This window comes from Bradyrhizobium sp. CER78 (assembly GCF_029846235.1).
GTDB lineage: Bacteria > Pseudomonadota > Alphaproteobacteria > Rhizobiales > Xanthobacteraceae > Bradyrhizobium.
Genome location: NZ_JARVWP010000003.1, coordinates 273,363 through 291,037 on the forward strand (window position 1 = coordinate 273,363; position 17,675 = coordinate 291,037).

The following is a 17,675-nucleotide window of genomic DNA, read 5'->3' on the forward strand; positions in this document are numbered from 1 at the left end:
TCCGAACGAGTTGGCCCCTGCCAGATGCCCTCACAAATCCCCACTCGTGAGGGCCTAATGCCCCTGCCTACCGCATCTCGGTCGGAGCGTGGACGCCTAGAACAGCTAAGCCCGATGCCAGAACCGAGACGACGCCCTGAACCATTGCCAGACGCGCCCTCGTGATCTCTGCATCATTATTGATAATGAAGCGTAAATAGGGCAAATCGCGCCCCTTGGTCCAAAGCGCGTGAAATTCACTGGCCAAATCATATAGATAAAAAGCGATTCGGTGCGGCTCGTGTGCCACCGCCGCGGCCTCGATCATCCGGGGATAAAGCGCAAGCCGCTTGAGCAGGTCGAGCTCGGCCGGATCGGTCAGCCGCTCGACCGCGGCGCTCCGCAGATAGTCCAGCCGGGCCTCGTCGGTCTCCGGCAGGTCGGGAACCGCCTCCTCCCGCGCATTGCGGAAGATCGAATGGCCGCGGGCGTGGCCGTACTGGACGTAGAAGACCGCGTTGTCCTTGGACTGCTCGATCACCTTGGCGAGGTCGAAATCGAGCACCGCATCGTTCTTGCGGAACAGCATCATGAACCGCACGGCGTCGGAACCGACCTCGTCGACGACTTCGCGCAGCGTGACGAACTCGCCTGAGCGCTTCGACATCTTCACCGGCTCGCCGTCGCGCAGCAGCTTCACGAGCTGCACGATCTTGACGTCGAGCACGGCCTTGCCTGCGGTCACCGCTTTCACGGCCGCCTGCATCCGCTTGATGTAGCCGCCGTGATCGGCGCCGAACACGTCGATCAAATTGGTGAAGCCGCGCTCGAACTTGTTGCGGTGGTTGGCGATGTCGGACGCGAAATAGGTGTACGAGCCATCCGACTTGATAAGCGGCCGATCGACGTCGTCGCCGTAGGCGGTGGCGCGGAACAGCGACTGCTCGCGGTCCTCGTAATCCTCGACCGGCTTGCCCTTCGGCGGAGGCAGACGTCCTTCGTAGATGTCGCCCTTGGCGCGCAGGAAATCGATGGTCTCGGCGACCTTGTTGTTGCCTGAGGTGATCAGCGAGCGCTCGGAGAAGAACACGTCGTGATGGATGTTGAGCGCGGCGAGATCGCCCTTGATCATCTCCATCATCATGGCGATCGCCTTGTCGCGCACGATCGGCAGCCACGCGCCTTCCGTCATGTCGAGCAGCTTCTCGCCGTACTCCTTGGCAAGCGCTTCACCGACCGGCACGAGGTAATCGCCGGGATAGAGCCCTTCCGGGATCGCGCCGATGTCCTGCCCCAAAGCCTCGCGGTAACGCAGGAACGCCGAGCGCGCCAGCACGTCGACCTGGGCGCCGGCATCGTTGATGTAATATTCGCGGCAGACGTCGAAGCCCGCGAATTGCAGCAGGCTGCACAGCGCGTCGCCGAACACGGCGCCGCGGCAATGGCCGACATGCATCGGCCCGGTCGGATTGGCCGAGACGTATTCGACATTGACCTTCTCGGCCTTGCCGATGTCGCTGCGTCCGTAGGCGGAGCCGGCCGCCAGCACCGCGCGCAACGCATCCGCCCAGACCTGCGGCTTCAAGGTCAGGTTGATGAAGCCGGGACCTGCGACATCAACGGAGGCCACCAGCGCGTCGGCACGCAGCCGCTCGGCGATCTTGTCGGCGAGCTCGCGCGGCTTGGCCTTTGCGTCCTTGGCGAGCACCATCGCCGCATTGGTCGCCATGTCGCCATGGCTGGCATCGCGCGGCGGCTCCACCACGACGCGGGACAGGTCGATACCCGCGGGCCAGTTGTCCTCGGCTCCGACCGCGGCACAGATCGCGTGCACGCGCGTCAGCATGTCGGCAAAAAGGTGTGGTGAAGCAGTGGTGTCGGCCATGGCAGGGCGCTAACGCAAATCGGGGGTCGAGTCAAAAAGCCTTTGGTGCTCGATCAGGGCGAAGCGGTCGGTCATCCCGGCAATGAAATTGCCGATCCGCCTGTTCCGCGCGCTCGCCGTCTCCTGAACGCTGCCCTCGATCCATTCCGCCGGCAGGTCGCCCGGCGATTGCCGGTAGCGCTCAAACAGGTTGCGCACCACCTGCTCCGCCTCCCGCATGACAATCATCACCCGCCGGTGGCGATACATCCGCCGGAACAGGAACGCCTTGATCGCCGCCTCCTGCTCGGCCACCTCAGGCGGAAACGCGATCAGCGGCGCATTGTGGCGGCGCACGTCCTGGGCCGATTGCGGCTGCGCGATGGCGAGGCGCCGGGTCGCCTCGTTGAACACAGCGCTGATGAAATGTGAGATCAGCTCACGCACCAGCTCGGCGCCGCGCCGGACCTCGTCGAGCCCGGGGTAATGGCGGTCGATCTCGGCGATGATCTCTGATGTCAGCGGCATCTCGTTGAGGTCGTCGACCGCGAACAGGCCGGCGCGCAGGCCGTCGTCGATGTCGTGTGCGTCATAGGCGATATCGTCGGCGAAGGCCGCGATCTGCGCCTCGAGCGAGGCATAGCTCCAGAGCTCGAGGTCGTAGGTCTTGTTGTAGTCGGCGATCCCGACCGGAAGGCCGCCTTGCAAATAGCGGCCGGCCGGCGCGCCGTTGCGCTCGGTCAGCGGGCCGTTGTGCTTGACGATCCCCTCGAGCGATTCCCAGGTCAGGTTCAGGCCGCCGAATTCGGGGTAGCGGTGCTCCAGCGAGGTGACGACCCGCAGCGCCTGCGCATTGTGGTCGAAACCGCCATCCTCTTTCAGGCATTCGTCGAGCGCCCGCTCCCCGGCATGCCCGAACGGCGGATGGCCGAGATCGTGCGCCAGCGCCAGCGTCTCGGTCAGATCCTCGTCGACCCCGAGCTGGCGGGCCAGTGCGCGGGCGATCTGCGCCACCTCCAGCGAATGGGTCAGCCGGGTGCGGTAGTGATCGCCCTCATGGAAGACGAAGACCTGGGTCTTGTGCTTGAGGCGGCGGAACGCCGTGGAATGGATCACCCGGTCACAGTCGCGCCGGAACGGGCTGCGGGTCCGGCTCGGCGGCTCCGCGACAAGCCGGCCACGGCTGCGGTCGGGGTCGCAGGCATAAGGCGCGCGGGGGGCAGCCATTCCGACCGACACGGTATTTTAGTCCTTATCCATTTGATTCCATGGTCCGACGCACTTAACTATGACTGAGGCGGCTGACCAAATGAATTGGGCATGACGCCGGGCATGATCCGATCCGACCATGCCAAGAATTAAGGTTTCGGAGACCGATATGACTGCTGCCATCACCGTCAGCGAACGGGCCGCCCGCCGTATCGGGCAGATCCTCAGCAAGGAAGGCGAAGGCGCCAAGCTGCGCATTTCGGTCGAGGGCGGCGGCTGCTCCGGTTTCCAGTACAAGTTCGACGTCGAGCGCACCCAGGCCGATGACGACCTCGTGATCGAACGCGACAGCGCGGTGGTGCTGATCGATCCCGCCTCGGTCCCGTTCCTGGCAGGCTCGGAGGTCGACTTCGTCGACGACCTGATCGGTGCCTCGTTCCGCGTCGTCAATCCGAACGCCACTGCCTCCTGCGGCTGCGGCACCAGCTTCTCGATCTAACACATCTTCATCAGATCCGGCTTCCCGGCGCGAACCGCATTCCGGTTCGCGTGAGAGCACGCGCTATTCCGCTGCGACCACCTGCGGCCGCTCGACGTCGTCCGCCGCCTGGGGATCGAGCTTGCGCCGCAGCCTGCGGTCGATACGGTCAAGATAGATGTAGATCACGGGCGTGATGAACAGCGTCAGCAGCTGCGAGACGCAGAGGCCGCCGACCACCGCGACACCGAGCGGCTGACGCAGCTCGGCGCCGGCGCCCGCGCCGAGCGCGATCGGCAGCGTGCCGAAGATCGCAGCGAACGTCGTCATCATGATCGGGCGGAAGCGCAGCAGCGCCGCCTCGCGGATCGCGTGCTCGGCGCTGAGGCCGACGCGGCGGCGCTCCAGCGCGAAGTCGACCATCATGATCGCGTTCTTCTTGACGATGCCGACCAGCATCACGATGCCGATCATTGCGATGACTGACAGCTCCATCCCGAACAACATCAGCGTCAGGATCGCGCCGATGCCGGCCGACGGCAGGCCCGAGATGATGGTGATCGGGTGGATGAAGCTCTCGTAGAGAATGCCGAGGATCACGAAGGCTGCGAACACGGCGGCGAGGATCAGCACGCCCTGCCCGCGCAGCGAATCCTGGAACACCTGCGCGGTACCGGAGAAGCCGGTCGCAATCGTCGGCGGCAGGTTCGCGCTCTGCTCGAGCTCGGTGATCTTGTCGACGGCATAGCCAAGCGAATTGCCGGGCGCGAGATTGAACGAGATCGTCACCGCCGGTTGCTGGCCCTGGTGGTTGATCTGCAGCGGCCCGACCGTCGGCACCAGCCGCGCCACCGCATCCAGCGGAATGGTCTGGCCGTTCAAGGTCTTCATGTAGAGCTTCGACAGATCGGACGGATCGACCCTGAACTGCGGCTGCACCTCCAGGATGATCTGGTAGTCGTTCGACGGCATGTAGATGGTGCCGACCTGCCGCGCGCCGTAGGCATTGTAGAGCTGGTTGCGGACCTGATCGACGGTGACGCCGTAGACCGCCGCCTTCTCGCGGTCGATGTCGACCGTCATCTGCGGGTTCTTGATGTAGAGGTCGGTAGTGACGTCGAGCAGGCCCGGAATCTTCTCGATCTTGTCGCGCATGTCCGGCGCGAGGCGGTACAGCCCCTCGGTATCGCCGCTTTGCATCACGTACTGGTACTGGCTCTTGGAGATGCGGCCGCCGATGTTGAGGTTCTGGATGCTCTGGAAGAACGCCTGCATACCGGGGATTTCGCGGGCCTTTTGCCGGAGACGACCGACCACGACGGCAGCGCTGTCGCGTATCTTTTGCGGCTTCAGCGCGATGAACAGCCGGCCGTAATTCGCGGTCGGATTCGGACCGCCGGAGCCGACCGTGGAGTTGATGTACTCGATCGCCGGATCGGTCCGCAGCACCTCGACCAGTGCCTGCTGGCGCACCTTCATCGCCTCGAACGAAGTGTCGGTCGCGGCCTCCGTCACGCCGATCAGGAAGCCGGTATCCTCCTGCGGGAAGAACCCCTTCGGCACGATCATGTAGAGGTAAATGGTGCCGCCGAGCGTTGCCAGTGTCACCACCAGCATCAGCGCCTTCTTGGCCAACACCCAGTCCAGCGCCCATTCATAGGCGCGCAGCCAGGCCTCGAACATCGCCTCGAACGCGCGCAGCACGATGTTCGGCCGCTTGGCCGCATCATGCGCGCGCAGCACGCGGGCGCACAGCATTGGGGTCAGCGTCAGCGATACGAAGCCGGAGACGATGATCGCGACCGAGATCGTCACCGCGAATTCGCGGAACACGCGGCCGACGATGCCGCCCATCAGCAGCACCGGGATGAACACGGCGATCAGCGAGAAGGTGATCGAGATGATGGTGAAGCCGATCTCGCGGGCGCCCTTCAGCGCCGCCTCGAACGGCTTCATGCCGTGCTCGATGTGGCGGACGATGTTCTCCAGCATGACGATGGCGTCGTCGACCACGAAGCCCACCGAGAGCGTCAGCGCCAGCAGCGTCATGTTGTTGATCGAGTAGTCCAGCGCGTACATCACCGCGCAGGTGCCGAACAGCGAGATTGGCACCGCCAGCGCCGGAATGAAGGTCGCGGATGCCGAGCGCAGGAACAGGAAGATCACAAGGATCACCAGCGCGATCGCGATCAGCAGGGTCTCCTCGACGTCGCTGACCGCCTGCCGGATCGAGACCGAACGATCCATCATGACCTGCATGGTCACCGACGGTGGGATCGCGGCGCGCAGCGACGGCAGTTTTGCAAGGACGGCGTCGACGACGGCGACGGTGTTGGCGTCGGGCTGCTTCTGGATCGCGAGCACGATCGCCCGCTCGTCGTTCATCCAGGTCGCGATCTTGTCGTTCTCGACGCTGTCATAGACCTTGGCGATCTCGTCGAGCCGGACCGGCGAGCCGTTGCGCCAGGCGACGTAGATCTGGCGGTAGTCGGCCGCCTTGTCCATCTGCCCGGAGGCCTGCAGCGCGACGTCCTGCTTGGGGCCGTTCAGCGTGCCGACCGGGGTCGAGGAGTTGGCGCGCGACACGGCGGCGCGGATGTCCTCCATCGAGACGCCGCGGGCGGCCGCGGCCTCCGGGTCGGCCTGGACGCGGATCGCAAATTTCTGCGCGCCGTAGATCAGGACCTGCGCGACGCCCGGCAGCTGCGACAGCGCCTGCCCGATCGTGATGTCGCCATATTCATTGACCGCCGACAGCGGCAGCGTCGCCGATCCCAGCGAGACGAACAGCACCGGGAAATCCGCCGGGTTCACCTTCCGGAAGCTCGGCGGGATAGTCATCTCGATCGGCAGCCGACGCTGCGCGATCGTCAATGCCGTCTGCACGTCGAGCGCGGCGGCATCGATGCTGCGGTTGAGGTCGAACTGGATGGTGATGACGCTCGTGCCCTGCGAGGAGTTCGAGTTCATCGATGAGATGCCGGCGATGGTCGAGAGCTGGCGCTCGATGATGCCGGCGACCGAGGCGGCCATGGTGTCGGCGCTGGCGCCGGGAAGCGTCGCGGTGACCGCGATGGTCGGAAAGTCCACCTTCGGCAGCGCCGAGACCGGCAGCAGGCGGAAGCCGAACACGCCGAATGCGATGATCGACGCCGTGATCAGCGTCGTCATGACCGGGCGGCGGATGCAGAGCTCGGAGAGCGTCATCGGTCAGGCTCCGGCCTTGCGCGCCCGCAGCTCGACCCGCGATCCCTCCGACAGCAGCAGCTGTCCGTCGACGACGACACTTTCATCGCCCGCCAGACCGTCCGCGATCACCGATGAACCCTGGAAGGTGCGATCGACCTTGACCGGCCGAACCTTGGCGACGCCGTCCTGGACGACGAAGACGAAATTGCCGTTCTGGCTGCGCTGGACCGCGACCGTCGGCACCACGACGGCGTCCTCACTGCGGATGATCAGCTTGGTCTGCACGATGGTGCCGGGCCACAGCGTCTCGCTTGCGTTGTTCATGATGCCGCGCACGGTGACCATGCCGGTGGTCGCGTCGACGGCGTTCTCGACCATCGCGACCTTGCCGCTCTCCGAGCGCTGGTGCCCGGGAATGGTCGCGATCACCTTGGAATCGCCCTTCCCCATGGCATCGCGCAAATCGACCAGCGCCCGCTGCGGGATTGCGAAGGTGACGTAGACCGGCGCCATCTGGTTGATGACCGCGAGCGGCTGGGTGTCGGCGGGACGGACGAAGTTGCCGACCTTGACGTTGGCGGCGCTGATCCGCCCGGCGAACGGCGCCCGGATGACGGTGTAGCTTTTCTGGACGCGGAGATTTTCCAGCGCGAACTGGTCGGCCTTGATGGTGCCGATCAGGACGTCGGACTGGGTCTTGGCGTTGTCGAGATTGACCTGGGTGGTCGCGCCCTTGCCGACGAGTTCGGTGTAGCGGCGGAGGTCGCGCTGCGCGCCCTCGAGCTGGGCCTGGTCGCGGGCCAGCACACCCTCAGCCTGCTCGATCTGGGCGTCGATCTGCCGCGCGTCGAGCATGAACAGCAGGTCGCCTTCATTGACCCTGGCGCCGTCCTCGAAATGCACCGAGACGATGGTGGTCTCCAGCCGCGACTTCAGCGCGACGCTGGAGATCGGCGTGACCTGCCCGATCGCGTCGACATCGACCGGCACCGATTTGCGTTCCGCCTTGGCGAGGTCCACCGAGACAACGCGCGGCCGCGGCGTCCCCTGCGCGGTGGCGGCACCCCCACCCATCCATGAAGCGCGGGTCATGTAAGCCGCCCCGGCCGCAATGCCGAGAACAGCGACAGTCAGAACCAAACTGCGTTTTTTCATAAGTTTTGCACATGCGCCGTCCGCTTCCCTTGAGGGCCGGGACGCTTCGCAACTCCCCCGTCGGCAATTGTTACGCCTTGTTTCTGGGGAGGGTTAGCACAGCAGGACTGCGCATGGTATGCCACCAAAGTGAAAGAGTGCGCCGCGTCGGGCGCTGCGAATCGCTGCCTTATGTCCACCTCCGTCCTGATCTGCAGCTGGGAAGACGCCCGCGAACGCGCCGGCGCCATCCGCTACAATGTCTTTGTCGAAGAACAGGGTGTGCCGGTCGGACTGGAGTGGGACGACATGGACCCGTCGAGCTGGCACGCGCTGGCATTTGTCGCGGATGGCACCGCCGTGGCGACGGGCCGGCTGCTCCCCGATGGCCACATCGGCCGCATGGCCGTGCTCAAAACGGCACGCGGCACGGGTGTTGGCGCCCGGGTGCTGGAGGCGCTGATGGCCAAGGCGGCCGAACTCGGCTATCCCGAACTGATCCTCAACGCGCAGACGCACGCGGAGCCGTTCTATGCGCGCGCCGGGTTCGCACGGTGCGGCGACGAGTTCGAGGAAGCCGGCATCCCACACATCGAGATGCGGAAACGCTTGGGCCAGGCGGAGCGCTTGCCAACGCGCCGCATCAAATAGAGGACTTCCGATGACTGTTCGCATCGCCACCTGGAACGTCAACTCGGTCCGGCAACGGATCGAACTGCTGGTCGCTTGGCTGAAGGAGTGCTCCCCCGACATCGTCTGCCTGCAGGAGATCAAATGCGTCGACGACGCGTTTCCCCGGCTCGAGGTCGAGGCGCTCGGATATAATGTCGTCACCCACGGGCAGAAGACCTTCAACGGCGTCGCGCTGCTCTCCAAGTTGCCATTCGACGAGACCAAATCGGGCCTTGCCGGCGACGACGAGGATGCCCATGCGCGTTTCCTCGAAGGCGTGGTCACGCTGAAACAGGGCGTGGTGCGGGTGGCGTGCCTTTACCTGCCCAACGGCAACCCTGCCAACACCGACAAATATCCCTACAAGCTCAAATGGATGTCGCGGCTTCTTGAGTACGCGAAGGAACGGCTTAAGGCCGAGGAGCCACTGATCCTAGCCGGCGACTACAATGTCATCCCGGCGGCGCGCGACGTCTACAATCCGGCCGCATGGACCGACGACGCCCTGTTCCGGCCTCAGACCCGGGAGGCCTTCCAGTCGCTGCTCGGCCTGGGCCTGACCGATGCGCTGCGGGCGGTCAATGACGAGCCCGGCCAGTACACCTTCTGGGACTACCAGGCCGGCGCCTGGCAGAAGAACTGGGGCCTACGGATCGACCATCTGCTGATGTCGCCGCAAGCCAGCGACCGGTTGATCGATGTCGGCATCGACAGCTATGTCCGCGCCTGGGAGAAGCCGTCCGACCACGTGCCGGTGTGGGCGGATCTCGATTTCGAGACCGCCTGACCCCCAAGCAGGCTGCGAAGGCCGCCCGCGATATCAGTCGCGGCGGCCTCTAATCGCGACGACCCTGCACCCAGTGCTCGAGCATCTGCAGCGCCATCGCACGGTCGTCTTCGGAGGCCTTGGCGATCGCCCGGTTGTAGCTTTCCTTGATCCAGGCCTCGTCGGGCGTGGCGCTGTCACGCGCCAGGGTCAGCCACATCAGGCCGCGTGCCCGCTGCGGCGGCAGCCGGTCGCCGTTGAACAGCATCTGGCCAAGCAGCGCCTGCGCCTGATGCTGGCCCTTCTGGGCGGCAAGGCCCAGCCAGCGCGCGCCATAGCGGAAATCATCCCGCGAGGCGTCCGGCGTCTTCAGGTACAGCCGGGCAAGGTCGTACTGGGCGTCGGCGTTGCCGAAATAGGACGCCGCATAGGAGAACATCTCCCGCGCGCGCTCGGTGTCCGCCTTCACCTTGGAATTGGGGATGCCGCTCAGATAGTAGCGGCCGAGCGCCACGAAGGCGTTGGCCACGATCGAGGCCTGCGGCGCCGACGGGGAATCCTCGGCATGCGCATTGGCGATCCGGCTGAAATACTCGAAGGCGCGCATGTCGTCCTGGATGACGCCGTCGCCCTCGGCGTACATCTTGCCGAGCTTCCACTGCGCCACGGGATGGCCGCCCTCGGCCTGGTACTGCAGCGTGCTGAACGAGGAGGTCGGTGAGGTCGCGGTCGGAGCGACCGGGCTCGCGGCCCGCTTCAGCGCGGCGGCCGTCCCCGGCTGCGGGGAAACCACTGGAAGAACGGTATCCTGGGGGCTGACCGGGGCGCCGTCGAATCCGAATCCAGGGCCCGCCACCGGAATGGCCCCTAACGCAAACGCAAGAATCGTACGCTTAAACGTCCGCATAACACTGTTTCTCGTGCGCGCCACCCGGATGGGTGACTGCGCCATCCACCGCCGGCCCCACTTGCTCGGCGTACTTCCACAGCGCACCAGATGTGTGGTTAGTCGCGCGAGGGGCCCATTTGGTCTTACGATTTGCGAGCTCGGCGTCGCTCAATTTTACGTCAAGTGTGCCGGCGACCGCATCGATCTCGATGATGTCGCCGTCCTGCAATAACCCGATCGGCCCGCCGACGGCCGCTTCAGGTCCAATATGCCCGATGCAGAAGCCACGAGTGGCGCCGGAGAACCGGCCATCGGTGATCAGGGCAACCTTGCCCCCCATCCCCTGCCCGGTCAGCGCCGCCGTGGTCGCCAGCATCTCCCGCATCCCGGGACCGCCCTTCGGCCCCTCGTAGCGGATCACAATCACTTCGCCTTCCTTGTAGGTGCGCTTCTGCACCGCCTCGAAGGCGTCCTCCTCGCGGTCGAAGCACCGGGCCGGACCGGTAAACCTCAGGTTGGACATTCCCGCGACCTTCACGATCGCACCCTCCGGAGCGAGATTACCCTTCAGACCGACAACGCCACCTGTCACGGTGATAGGTTTGTCGGCCGGCCGCACCACGTCCTGGTGCGGATTCCATTTCACGCTTTTGAGGTTTTCGGCGATCGTTCGGCCAGTGACGGTCAGGCAATTCCCGTGCAGGTGGCCATTATCGAGCAGCGTCTTCATCAGCAGCGGAATGCCACCTACTTCAAACATGTCTTTGGCAACATAACGGCCGCCCGGCTTCAAATCCGCGACGTAAGGAGTCTTTTTGAAGATTTCGGCAACGTCGAACAAATTGAATTTAATGCCGCACTCATGGGCGATCGCCGGCAGGTGCAGCGCAGCATTGGTCGAACCGCCCGAGGCTGCAACCACAGCCGCAGCATTCTCAAGGGCTTCGCGGGTAACGATGTCGCGGGGCCGGATGTTTTTCTCGATCAGCTCCATCACCTTCTCGCCGGCGGCGGCGCAGAAGGAGTCGCGGATCTCGTAGGGCGCCGGGGCCCCTGCCGAGTACGGGAGCGCGAGGCCAATCGCCTCGGAGACCGTCGCCATGGTGTTGGCGGTGAACTGGGCGCCGCAGGCGCCGGCCGACGGGCAGGCTACCCGCTCGATCTCGTCGAGGTCCTCGTCCGACATGGCGCCGACCGAATGCTTGCCGACCGCCTCGAACATGTCCTGCACGGTAACCGGTTGCCCGCGGAAGTTGCCGGGCAGGATCGAGCCGCCATAGATGAAGATCGAAGGCACGTTGAGCCGGACCATCGCCATCATCATGCCCGGCAGCGACTTGTCGCAGCCTGCGAGCCCGACCAGCGCGTCATAGGCGTGGCCGCGGACGGTGAGCTCGACCGAATCGGCGATGCATTCGCGCGACGGCAGCGACGAGCGCATGCCGTCATGGCCCATCGCGATGCCGTCGGTCACGGTGATGGTGCAGAATTCGCGCGGCGTGCCGCCCGCGGAAGCCACGCCCTTCTTCACCGCCTGCGCCTGGCGCATCAGCGAAATGTTGCAGGGGGCCGCTTCATTCCAACATGAAGCAACGCCGACAAAGGGTTGATGAATCTGGGCTGTCGTCAGCCCCATCGCGTAGAGATAGGAACGATGCGGCGCGCGCTGGGGGCCCTCCGTCACGTGACGGCTCGGCAGCCTGCTCTTGATGTTCGTCTTGACGTCCATCGCGACCCTGTTCCGACGCTCTTTTGCTGCGCTCTTTCCTCCATCAACGCCGGAACCCGAAAAAATGTCCCGTCGTCGGAGCGCTGGCTATTCAGCTAGGTGAATATCCTTTCATGTGAGGGTGTGGCTAAAAAGCGGCGCGACTACGGATGGGCTGCTTTTAGGGTTAAATGTTCAGGTGTCGTTGCAACAGCGCAACAATCGTGGCCGCCGCGCAACCATGTATTACCAGTCCTTATGGGAACCTGACACGTGGCTGACGGGTGGTCGTAAAGTAGAGGCCTTGGGACTAAGTTCGCTCTGGTTGTGATCCGACGGATGTGAACGGAAAACAGCTTCGCAGCCCTCTCCCTGCATCATTCCGGGGCGCGCCGCTTGGCGCGAGCCCGGAATCCATTGGGCGGCGCCCCATGGATGAATGGATTCCAGATTCTCGCTTCGCGAGCCCCGGAATGACGGGTCTGTGGGACGCGTGGCGCTTCGCTCGATCCACCCTGCAACCTACTCCGCCGCCAACTTCGGTGGCACCGGAGGCGCCCAGCACTCGACACGATTTCGGCCGCGCTCCTTGGCCTGGTACAGCGCCGCATCGGCGGCCCTCATCAGGGCGTCGATCCCGGGCATGCTGGTGAAGGCCTCGGCAACGCCGATGCTCACCGTGAGCCGCACCGGACGATCATCCGCGCCCAAGGTCAACGCTTCCGCCCGCTTGCGAATACGCTCGGCGACGGTGCGAGCGCGCGACAACGTCGTTTCCGGCAACAGGACGGCGAACTCCTCGCCTCCGACGCGGCCCACAACGTCAGACTTGCGTTTGCCGCGAATGCAAATCTCGGCGACGGCCTTGATTGCCTCATCGCCGACCGCATGGCCGAACCGGTCGTTGATGCTCTTGAAGTGATCGATATCGACCATCAGCACGGATACGGAACGATAATAGCGCTGGAACCGGCTCCACTCTGCATCCAACGTCGTCAGGAAGTGCCTGCGGTTGAACAGGCCGGTGAGCGGATCGGTGGTCGCGAGCACCTCAAGCTGCTGCGCGTTGCGCACGAGATCGGTGACGTCGACAAAGGTCAGCATCCGGCCGCCGTTTGCCATGCTCGAGCAATGGACCCTGATGCTGCGGCCGTCCGGCGTCTGCACGTCGCGCTTGTGATCGCCCGCCTTGATCTCCGCGATCCGCTTCGCCGGAAAGGCTTTGATCTGCTCCGGCGTCGCGCCGGTCGGGACCGCGCGGCGATTGCGCGTGATAAGCGTGACGTAGGCCGGATGCCGCGCGACCTCCTCCTCGCTCACCTCCCAGAATTCCCGCATTCTCCGGTTGAGGAAGATCGCATTGAGATCGCGATCGAGCAGCACGACGCCGTCCTCAACATTCTCGAGCGCACCGGTCAGCACCTTCAGCTTGTCGGACGCGCGCACGATGTCGGTCACGGGCGTGTAGCTCACCATCCGTCCGCCGTCGGGCAGCGGCGTGCACTGACACCGAACCACATCGCCGTTGCTGCGCCTGAGATCGATCGGGTTTGCGTCCCCGACGCTCACGAGACGGACGCGCTCGGCAACATAGGCCTGGAGCTGCTCGGCCGGCAGCTCATAGGCCATGATCTTGCAGCCGTGATGCATCAGATCGGTGAAGCTGGGGTTGCGGTCGGCAACCAGATCCGGAAGCGACCACATGGTCCGGAACGCGCGGTTGATGAACTGGGCTTTCAGCTCCGCGTCCAGCAGCAGGATGCCGACCGGGATCTGATCGAGCGCCGCCCTCAGCGCCAGCATGTGCCCACGCAGGATATCGCCACTGCGCCGCTCGGGAATTGCGGCCGGTGCGGGAGCGGCAGGGACTGCGGGCGCGGGCGTCGCCGCACTTGCCCGCTGATCTTCAAAGGCAAGGCCGAGCTGCCGGTCCGACTGCCACAGCCGTTTGCACGGCCTCACCTGGTTGGTGCCGACGAGCAGCAGCTGGACGTGGTCGGGAATGCCGATCGTGGCTTCGAGCTCCACCGTCGCGCCCGCATCGGTGAGCTGCCGGACCGTGCAGTCGAACGCGGACCGACCGAAATTGAAGACGATCTTCCCGGCCAGGAAAGTTCGGCCGCGAGAAGCTGACACCTGTCCGGACATGGCAAAACCACCTGGAGCAATTGCGAGCCTCCTCACGTCAGCACCTTTGAGTCACCAAGCCATGAACGCTTTCAGGGGATTTTGAATCGGGAACCGGCGACGAGGACTGCGTGCGCTGCACTGCAAAACGAATTCCATTCGGCGGCCCCACGCAGCGATATCGGTCAAGGTCGCTGTCGGGAAGAATTTGGTTCGACCCTATAATTTTGGTGGCGCTAGACGCAGTCGGAGTAGTAGCGTCGCAACTCCCTCAGTAACAGTCAGGGAAACGCCCGCCATGTCTGCTCTCCAAGCGAAGCTGGAACGTTTTGAGACCCTCGCCAACGAATGCGAGCTGATCGCGAGCAGGACGCTGGATGGGAGCAACCGCGAACTATACCAGCGGCTGGGCGGGCGTTATCGCGAGCTGGCGACCGACATGAGGACCATGATCGCGACCATCGACGCAGCGGCGGCGTAAGAAAAAGGGCCGCTCGAAACAACAAGCGGCCCAAGTCTAGGGAGGAAACGCCCTCAAGGAGGGCGGCGATAGCGCGAGGCGCTACCGCACGGTACCCATATGGGGTGAGAATTCGGCTTCGGGAGCCCGGACTACGCAAGCCAGAGGCGCGACTTGTGCGCCTTGAATCTGCGCGTCGCAGCGCATACCTCCGAACGCGACCGCCGCAGACAACGAGCACTTCGCGGATAGCTCGCAGCGATACCCACCCTACAATTTACGACGCGCCGAGCCGCTTCCGCTTCGCGTTCAGCGCCGAGGCGACGCGGCTCACCGGCGGGCGGCCGAGCAAGCCGGCGACCTCGTTCGTCGTGGTCAGCAGCCTGTCCATGTCCACGCCGGTTTTCACGCCCATGCCCTCGAGCATGTAGACGACATCTTCGGTCGCGACATTGCCGGTGGCGCCGGGCGCGTAGGGGCAGCCGCCGAGGCCGCCGGCGGCGGCATCGATGACGCGGACGCCCTCTTCCATGCCGGCATAGAGGTTGGCCAGCGCCTGGCCGTAGGTGTCGTGGAAATGCATCGCAAGATTAGCCACCGGAAGCTCGGCGCCGACCGCACGCAGCATCTCCCTGGCCTTGAGCGGCGTGCCGACACCGATAGTGTCGCCGAGCGAGATTTCGTAGCAGCCGAGATCCCACAGGGTCATCGCGAGATCGGCAACCGCCTTCGGCTTGATCTCGCCGTCGAACGGGCAGCCGAGCACACAGGAGATATAGCCGCGCACCTTGACGCCATCGGCCTTGGCGCGCGCCAGCACCGGCTTGAAACGCTCGATCGACTCCGCGATCGAGCAATTGATGTTGGCGCGCGAAAAACCTTCCGAAGCCGCCGCGAACACCGAGACCACCTTGGCGCCGGCTGCACGCGCGGCGTCATAGCCCTTCTCGTTCGGCACCAGCACGTGGAATTCGGCGTCCTTGATATGGCCGACGCCGCGCAGCACCTGGTCGGAGCTCGCCATCTGCGGAATCGCCTTCGGCGAGACGAAGGCGCCGACTTCGACGGTGTTGAGCCCTGCCGCCACCAGCGCCTCGACGAAGGCAATGCGCGCCTCGACGCTGACCGGTGTCTTCTCGTTCTGCAGGCCGTCGCGCGGCCCCATCTCGACGATACGGATCTGATCGCTCATGACGCGGCCTGCGGCTCGACTTCGGCAAGCTCGACACCCTCGCCGACGATGTCGCCGACCTTGCATTTGAGCTTTTTCAGCACACCGGCATACGGCGCGCGCAGGGTCTGCTCCATCTTCATCACCTCGAGCGTCAGGATCGGCGCCCCCTTCTCCAAGGTCGCGCCCTCCTCGGCCAGCAGCGCGACCACGGTGCCCGGCAACGGCGCGACGATCTTGTCCTCGCCAACCTGCTCCTCGCTCTCGCCGCCGAACGGATCGACCCAGTGCAGGTCGAAGCGGCCGTTGCGGGTGCGCAGATAAAGCTCGTGGCCCTCGATCACAGATGCAACGCGCGACTTGAGGCCGTTGAGCGTCAGGTCGAAGCCATCCTCGCCGGCCGACGAGATCGCAAAGGCGAGCTCACGACCGCCGACCGATAGCGTCGACGGGCCGTTGCCATAGTGCAGCGTGATGGTTTGCGGCGGCTCATGGCCCTGTCGCAACGAGAACACCCGCTGCCGGCGGCCGACCGGCATCCAGCCGAAGGCCTGCCAGGGTGAATTCGCCTCGCGCCCCGCCGCCATCTGCTCGTCGTTGACGATCGCAGCCACCGCCGCGCAGAGCTCGAACTCGCCGGCCGCACCGGTGCCGGCCGTCAGGTTCTTCAGCTCGCGCTCGATGAAGCCGGTATCGATCGCATTGGCGCGGGTCGCCGGATGCGTCACCAGCGCCGACAGGAACGGGATGTTGGTGACGATGCCGCGGACGTCGGTCTGCTCCAGCCCGCGATTGAGCTTCTCGATCGCGCCTTCGCGCGTCGGCGCCCAGGCGATCACCTTGGCGAGCATCGCGTCGTAGTAAGGCGAGACGTTATCGCCGCTGCGATAGCCGGCATCGATCCGCAAGCCGTCGCCGTCCGGCGGCGTCCGCCAGGTCTTGATGCGGCCCACTGAAGGCATGAAGTTCTTCTGCGGATTCTCCGCATAGACGCGCGCCTCGATGGCATGCCCGTCCAACTTGATCTCATTCTGCTTCAGCGGCAACGCTTCGCCGAACGCGACGCGCAGCTGCCATTCGACGAGATCGACGCCGGTAATCAACTCGGTGACGGGATGCTCGACCTGCAGGCGCGTATTCATCTCGATGAAGAACACGTCCTTGCCGTCGGAGACGAACTCGATGGTGCCGGCGCCGACATAGTTCACCGCACCGGCCGCCTTGCGGGCGGCCTCGCAGACCGTCTCGCGCTGCGCGGCATTCAGGGTCGGCGACGGCGCCTCCTCGATCACCTTCTGGTGCCGCCGTTGCAGCGTGCATTCGCGCTCCCACAGCGAGAGCAGATTGCCATGGCTGTCGCCGATGATCTGCACCTCGATGTGGCGCGGGTTCTGGACGTATTTCTCAATCAGCATCCGGTCGTCGCCGAACGCCGCCTTGGCCTCGCGCTTGGCGCTGGTGATCGCGGCCGCGAGCTCGGCCGCCGAATTAACCACGCGCATGCCGCGGCCGCCGCCGCCGGCCGACGCTTTCACCAGCACCGGGAAGCCGATACGGTTGGCAGCCTCGGCCAAAATCGTCTCGTCCTGGGCCTCGCCATGATAGCCGGGCACCAGCGGCACACCGGCCTTCTCCATCAGCGCCTTGGAACCGGACTTCGAGCCCATCGCCGTCATCATCCCGGCGGTCGGGCCAACGAACACCAAACCAGCGTCGAGGCAGGCCTGCGCGAACTCGGCATTCTCGGACAGGAAGCCGTAGCCGGGATGCACCGCCTCCGCCCCAGTCTCCTTCGCCGCGGCGATGACCCGCTCGATGTTGAGATAGCTGTCGCGGGCCCGCGCAGGCCCGAGCAGCACGGCCTCGTCGGCGAGCGCGACGTGCATCGCGTCGCGGTCGGCCTCGGAATAAACCGCGACCGTGCGCAGCCCCATGGCGCGCGCCGAGCGGATGACGCGGCAGGCGATCTCGCCGCGGTTGGCGATCAGAAGCGTGCGGAAACGCCGGTAGAGTTTTGAGCGGTCCATGA

General features: G+C 65.0%; 13 protein-coding genes. 4 read left to right on the top strand and 9 right to left on the bottom strand.

Features of this window, described 5'->3' with window-relative positions; genetic code table 11:
* Positions 1-67: 67 nt before the first annotated feature.
* Both argS and QDT69_RS07200 read right to left on the bottom strand, forming a co-directional pair.
* On the bottom strand, positions 68-1,864 hold the full coding sequence (gene argS / locus QDT69_RS07195; protein WP_279705915.1) for an arginine--tRNA ligase: 1,797 nt from the start codon (positions 1,862-1,864) through the stop codon (positions 68-70).
* Between the two features lie 9 nt (positions 1,865-1,873).
* Entirely contained in the window at positions 1,874-3,082 is a 1,209-nt protein-coding gene (locus tag QDT69_RS07200) for a deoxyguanosinetriphosphate triphosphohydrolase (protein ID WP_279705916.1), read from the bottom strand.
* Positions 3,083-3,221: 139 nt separating this feature from the next.
* Between QDT69_RS07200 and erpA the strand changes: the two genes are divergently transcribed.
* Positions 3,222-3,551, top strand: coding sequence for an iron-sulfur cluster insertion protein ErpA (gene erpA, locus QDT69_RS07205; protein ID WP_016846874.1), 330 nt, complete (start codon positions 3,222-3,224; stop codon positions 3,549-3,551).
* Positions 3,552-3,614: 63 nt separating this feature from the next.
* Here the strand turns inward: erpA and QDT69_RS07210 are convergent, their stop codons facing one another.
* A complete protein-coding gene (locus QDT69_RS07210) occupies positions 3,615-6,737 on the bottom strand; it encodes an efflux RND transporter permease subunit (protein ID WP_279705917.1) in 3,123 nt (1,040 codons plus the stop codon).
* 3 nt (positions 6,738-6,740) lie between these two features.
* A complete protein-coding gene (locus tag QDT69_RS07215; RefSeq protein ID WP_279705918.1) occupies positions 6,741-7,874 on the bottom strand; it encodes an efflux RND transporter periplasmic adaptor subunit in 1,134 nt (377 codons plus the stop codon).
* 171 nt (positions 7,875-8,045) lie between these two features.
* Between QDT69_RS07215 and QDT69_RS07220 the strand changes: the two genes are divergently transcribed.
* The gene (locus tag QDT69_RS07220; RefSeq protein ID WP_279705919.1) at positions 8,046-8,504 is read left to right on the top strand and encodes a GNAT family N-acetyltransferase; all 459 of its coding nucleotides are present in this window, start codon (positions 8,046-8,048) and stop codon (positions 8,502-8,504) included.
* A gap of 10 nt (positions 8,505-8,514) precedes the next feature.
* The gene (gene xth, locus QDT69_RS07225; RefSeq protein ID WP_279705920.1) at positions 8,515-9,312 is read left to right on the top strand and encodes an exodeoxyribonuclease III; all 798 of its coding nucleotides are present in this window, start codon (positions 8,515-8,517) and stop codon (positions 9,310-9,312) included.
* Between the two features lie 49 nt (positions 9,313-9,361).
* Here the strand turns inward: xth and QDT69_RS07230 are convergent, their stop codons facing one another.
* The 3 genes from QDT69_RS07230 to QDT69_RS07240 form a co-directional block, all read right to left on the bottom strand.
* Complete coding sequence (locus tag QDT69_RS07230) at positions 9,362-10,198, bottom strand: tetratricopeptide repeat protein (protein ID WP_279705921.1); 837 nt, start codon at positions 10,196-10,198, stop codon at positions 9,362-9,364.
* On the bottom strand, positions 10,185-11,909 hold the full coding sequence (gene ilvD, locus QDT69_RS07235; RefSeq protein WP_279705922.1) for a dihydroxy-acid dehydratase: 1,725 nt from the start codon (positions 11,907-11,909) through the stop codon (positions 10,185-10,187). The genes QDT69_RS07230 and ilvD overlap by 14 nt, the downstream gene beginning before the upstream one ends.
* Before the next feature lie 501 nt (positions 11,910-12,410).
* Positions 12,411-14,036 carry a diguanylate cyclase gene (locus QDT69_RS07240; RefSeq protein ID WP_279705923.1) on the bottom strand — a complete coding sequence of 542 codons (1,626 nt, stop codon included), beginning with the start codon at positions 14,034-14,036 and terminating at the stop codon, positions 12,411-12,413.
* A 277-nt stretch (positions 14,037-14,313) separates the two neighbouring features.
* On the opposite strand from QDT69_RS07240, the gene QDT69_RS07245 reads away from it, so the two are divergent.
* Complete coding sequence (locus QDT69_RS07245; protein WP_279705924.1) at positions 14,314-14,496, top strand: hypothetical protein; 183 nt, start codon at positions 14,314-14,316, stop codon at positions 14,494-14,496.
* Positions 14,497-14,752: 256 nt separating this feature from the next.
* On the opposite strand, the gene QDT69_RS07250 is transcribed toward QDT69_RS07245, so the two are convergent.
* Together QDT69_RS07250 and QDT69_RS07255 are read right to left on the bottom strand one after the other, a co-directional pair.
* The gene (locus QDT69_RS07250) at positions 14,753-15,667 is read right to left on the bottom strand and encodes a hydroxymethylglutaryl-CoA lyase (protein ID WP_279705925.1); all 915 of its coding nucleotides are present in this window, start codon (positions 15,665-15,667) and stop codon (positions 14,753-14,755) included.
* Positions 15,664-17,673, bottom strand: a complete 2,010-nt coding sequence (locus tag QDT69_RS07255; RefSeq protein WP_279705926.1) for an acetyl/propionyl/methylcrotonyl-CoA carboxylase subunit alpha — start codon at positions 17,671-17,673, stop codon at positions 15,664-15,666. The genes QDT69_RS07250 and QDT69_RS07255 overlap by 4 nt, the downstream gene beginning before the upstream one ends.
* Positions 17,674-17,675 lie beyond the last annotated feature (2 nt).

Coding starts and splice junctions, on each gene's coding strand:
- argS (WP_279705915.1), bottom strand. CDS start 1,864: ATGGCCGACACCACTGCTTCACCACACCTTTTTGCCGACATGCTGACG.
- erpA (WP_016846874.1), top strand. CDS start 3,222: ATGACTGCTGCCATCACCGTCAGCGAACGGGCCGCCCGCCGTATCGGG.
- QDT69_RS07210 (WP_279705917.1), bottom strand. CDS start 6,737: ATGACGCTCTCCGAGCTCTGCATCCGCCGCCCGGTCATGACGACGCTG.
- QDT69_RS07215 (WP_279705918.1), bottom strand. CDS start 7,874: ATGAAAAAACGCAGTTTGGTTCTGACTGTCGCTGTTCTCGGCATTGCG.
- QDT69_RS07220 (WP_279705919.1), top strand. CDS start 8,046: ATGTCCACCTCCGTCCTGATCTGCAGCTGGGAAGACGCCCGCGAACGC.
- xth (WP_279705920.1), top strand. CDS start 8,515: ATGACTGTTCGCATCGCCACCTGGAACGTCAACTCGGTCCGGCAACGG.
- QDT69_RS07230 (WP_279705921.1), bottom strand. CDS start 10,198: ATGCGGACGTTTAAGCGTACGATTCTTGCGTTTGCGTTAGGGGCCATT.
- ilvD (WP_279705922.1), bottom strand. CDS start 11,909: ATGGACGTCAAGACGAACATCAAGAGCAGGCTGCCGAGCCGTCACGTG.
- QDT69_RS07240 (WP_279705923.1), bottom strand. CDS start 14,036: ATGTCCGGACAGGTGTCAGCTTCTCGCGGCCGAACTTTCCTGGCCGGG.
- QDT69_RS07245 (WP_279705924.1), top strand. CDS start 14,314: ATGTCTGCTCTCCAAGCGAAGCTGGAACGTTTTGAGACCCTCGCCAAC.
- QDT69_RS07250 (WP_279705925.1), bottom strand. CDS start 15,667: ATGAGCGATCAGATCCGTATCGTCGAGATGGGGCCGCGCGACGGCCTG.
- QDT69_RS07255 (WP_279705926.1), bottom strand. CDS start 17,673: ATGGACCGCTCAAAACTCTACCGGCGTTTCCGCACGCTTCTGATCGCC.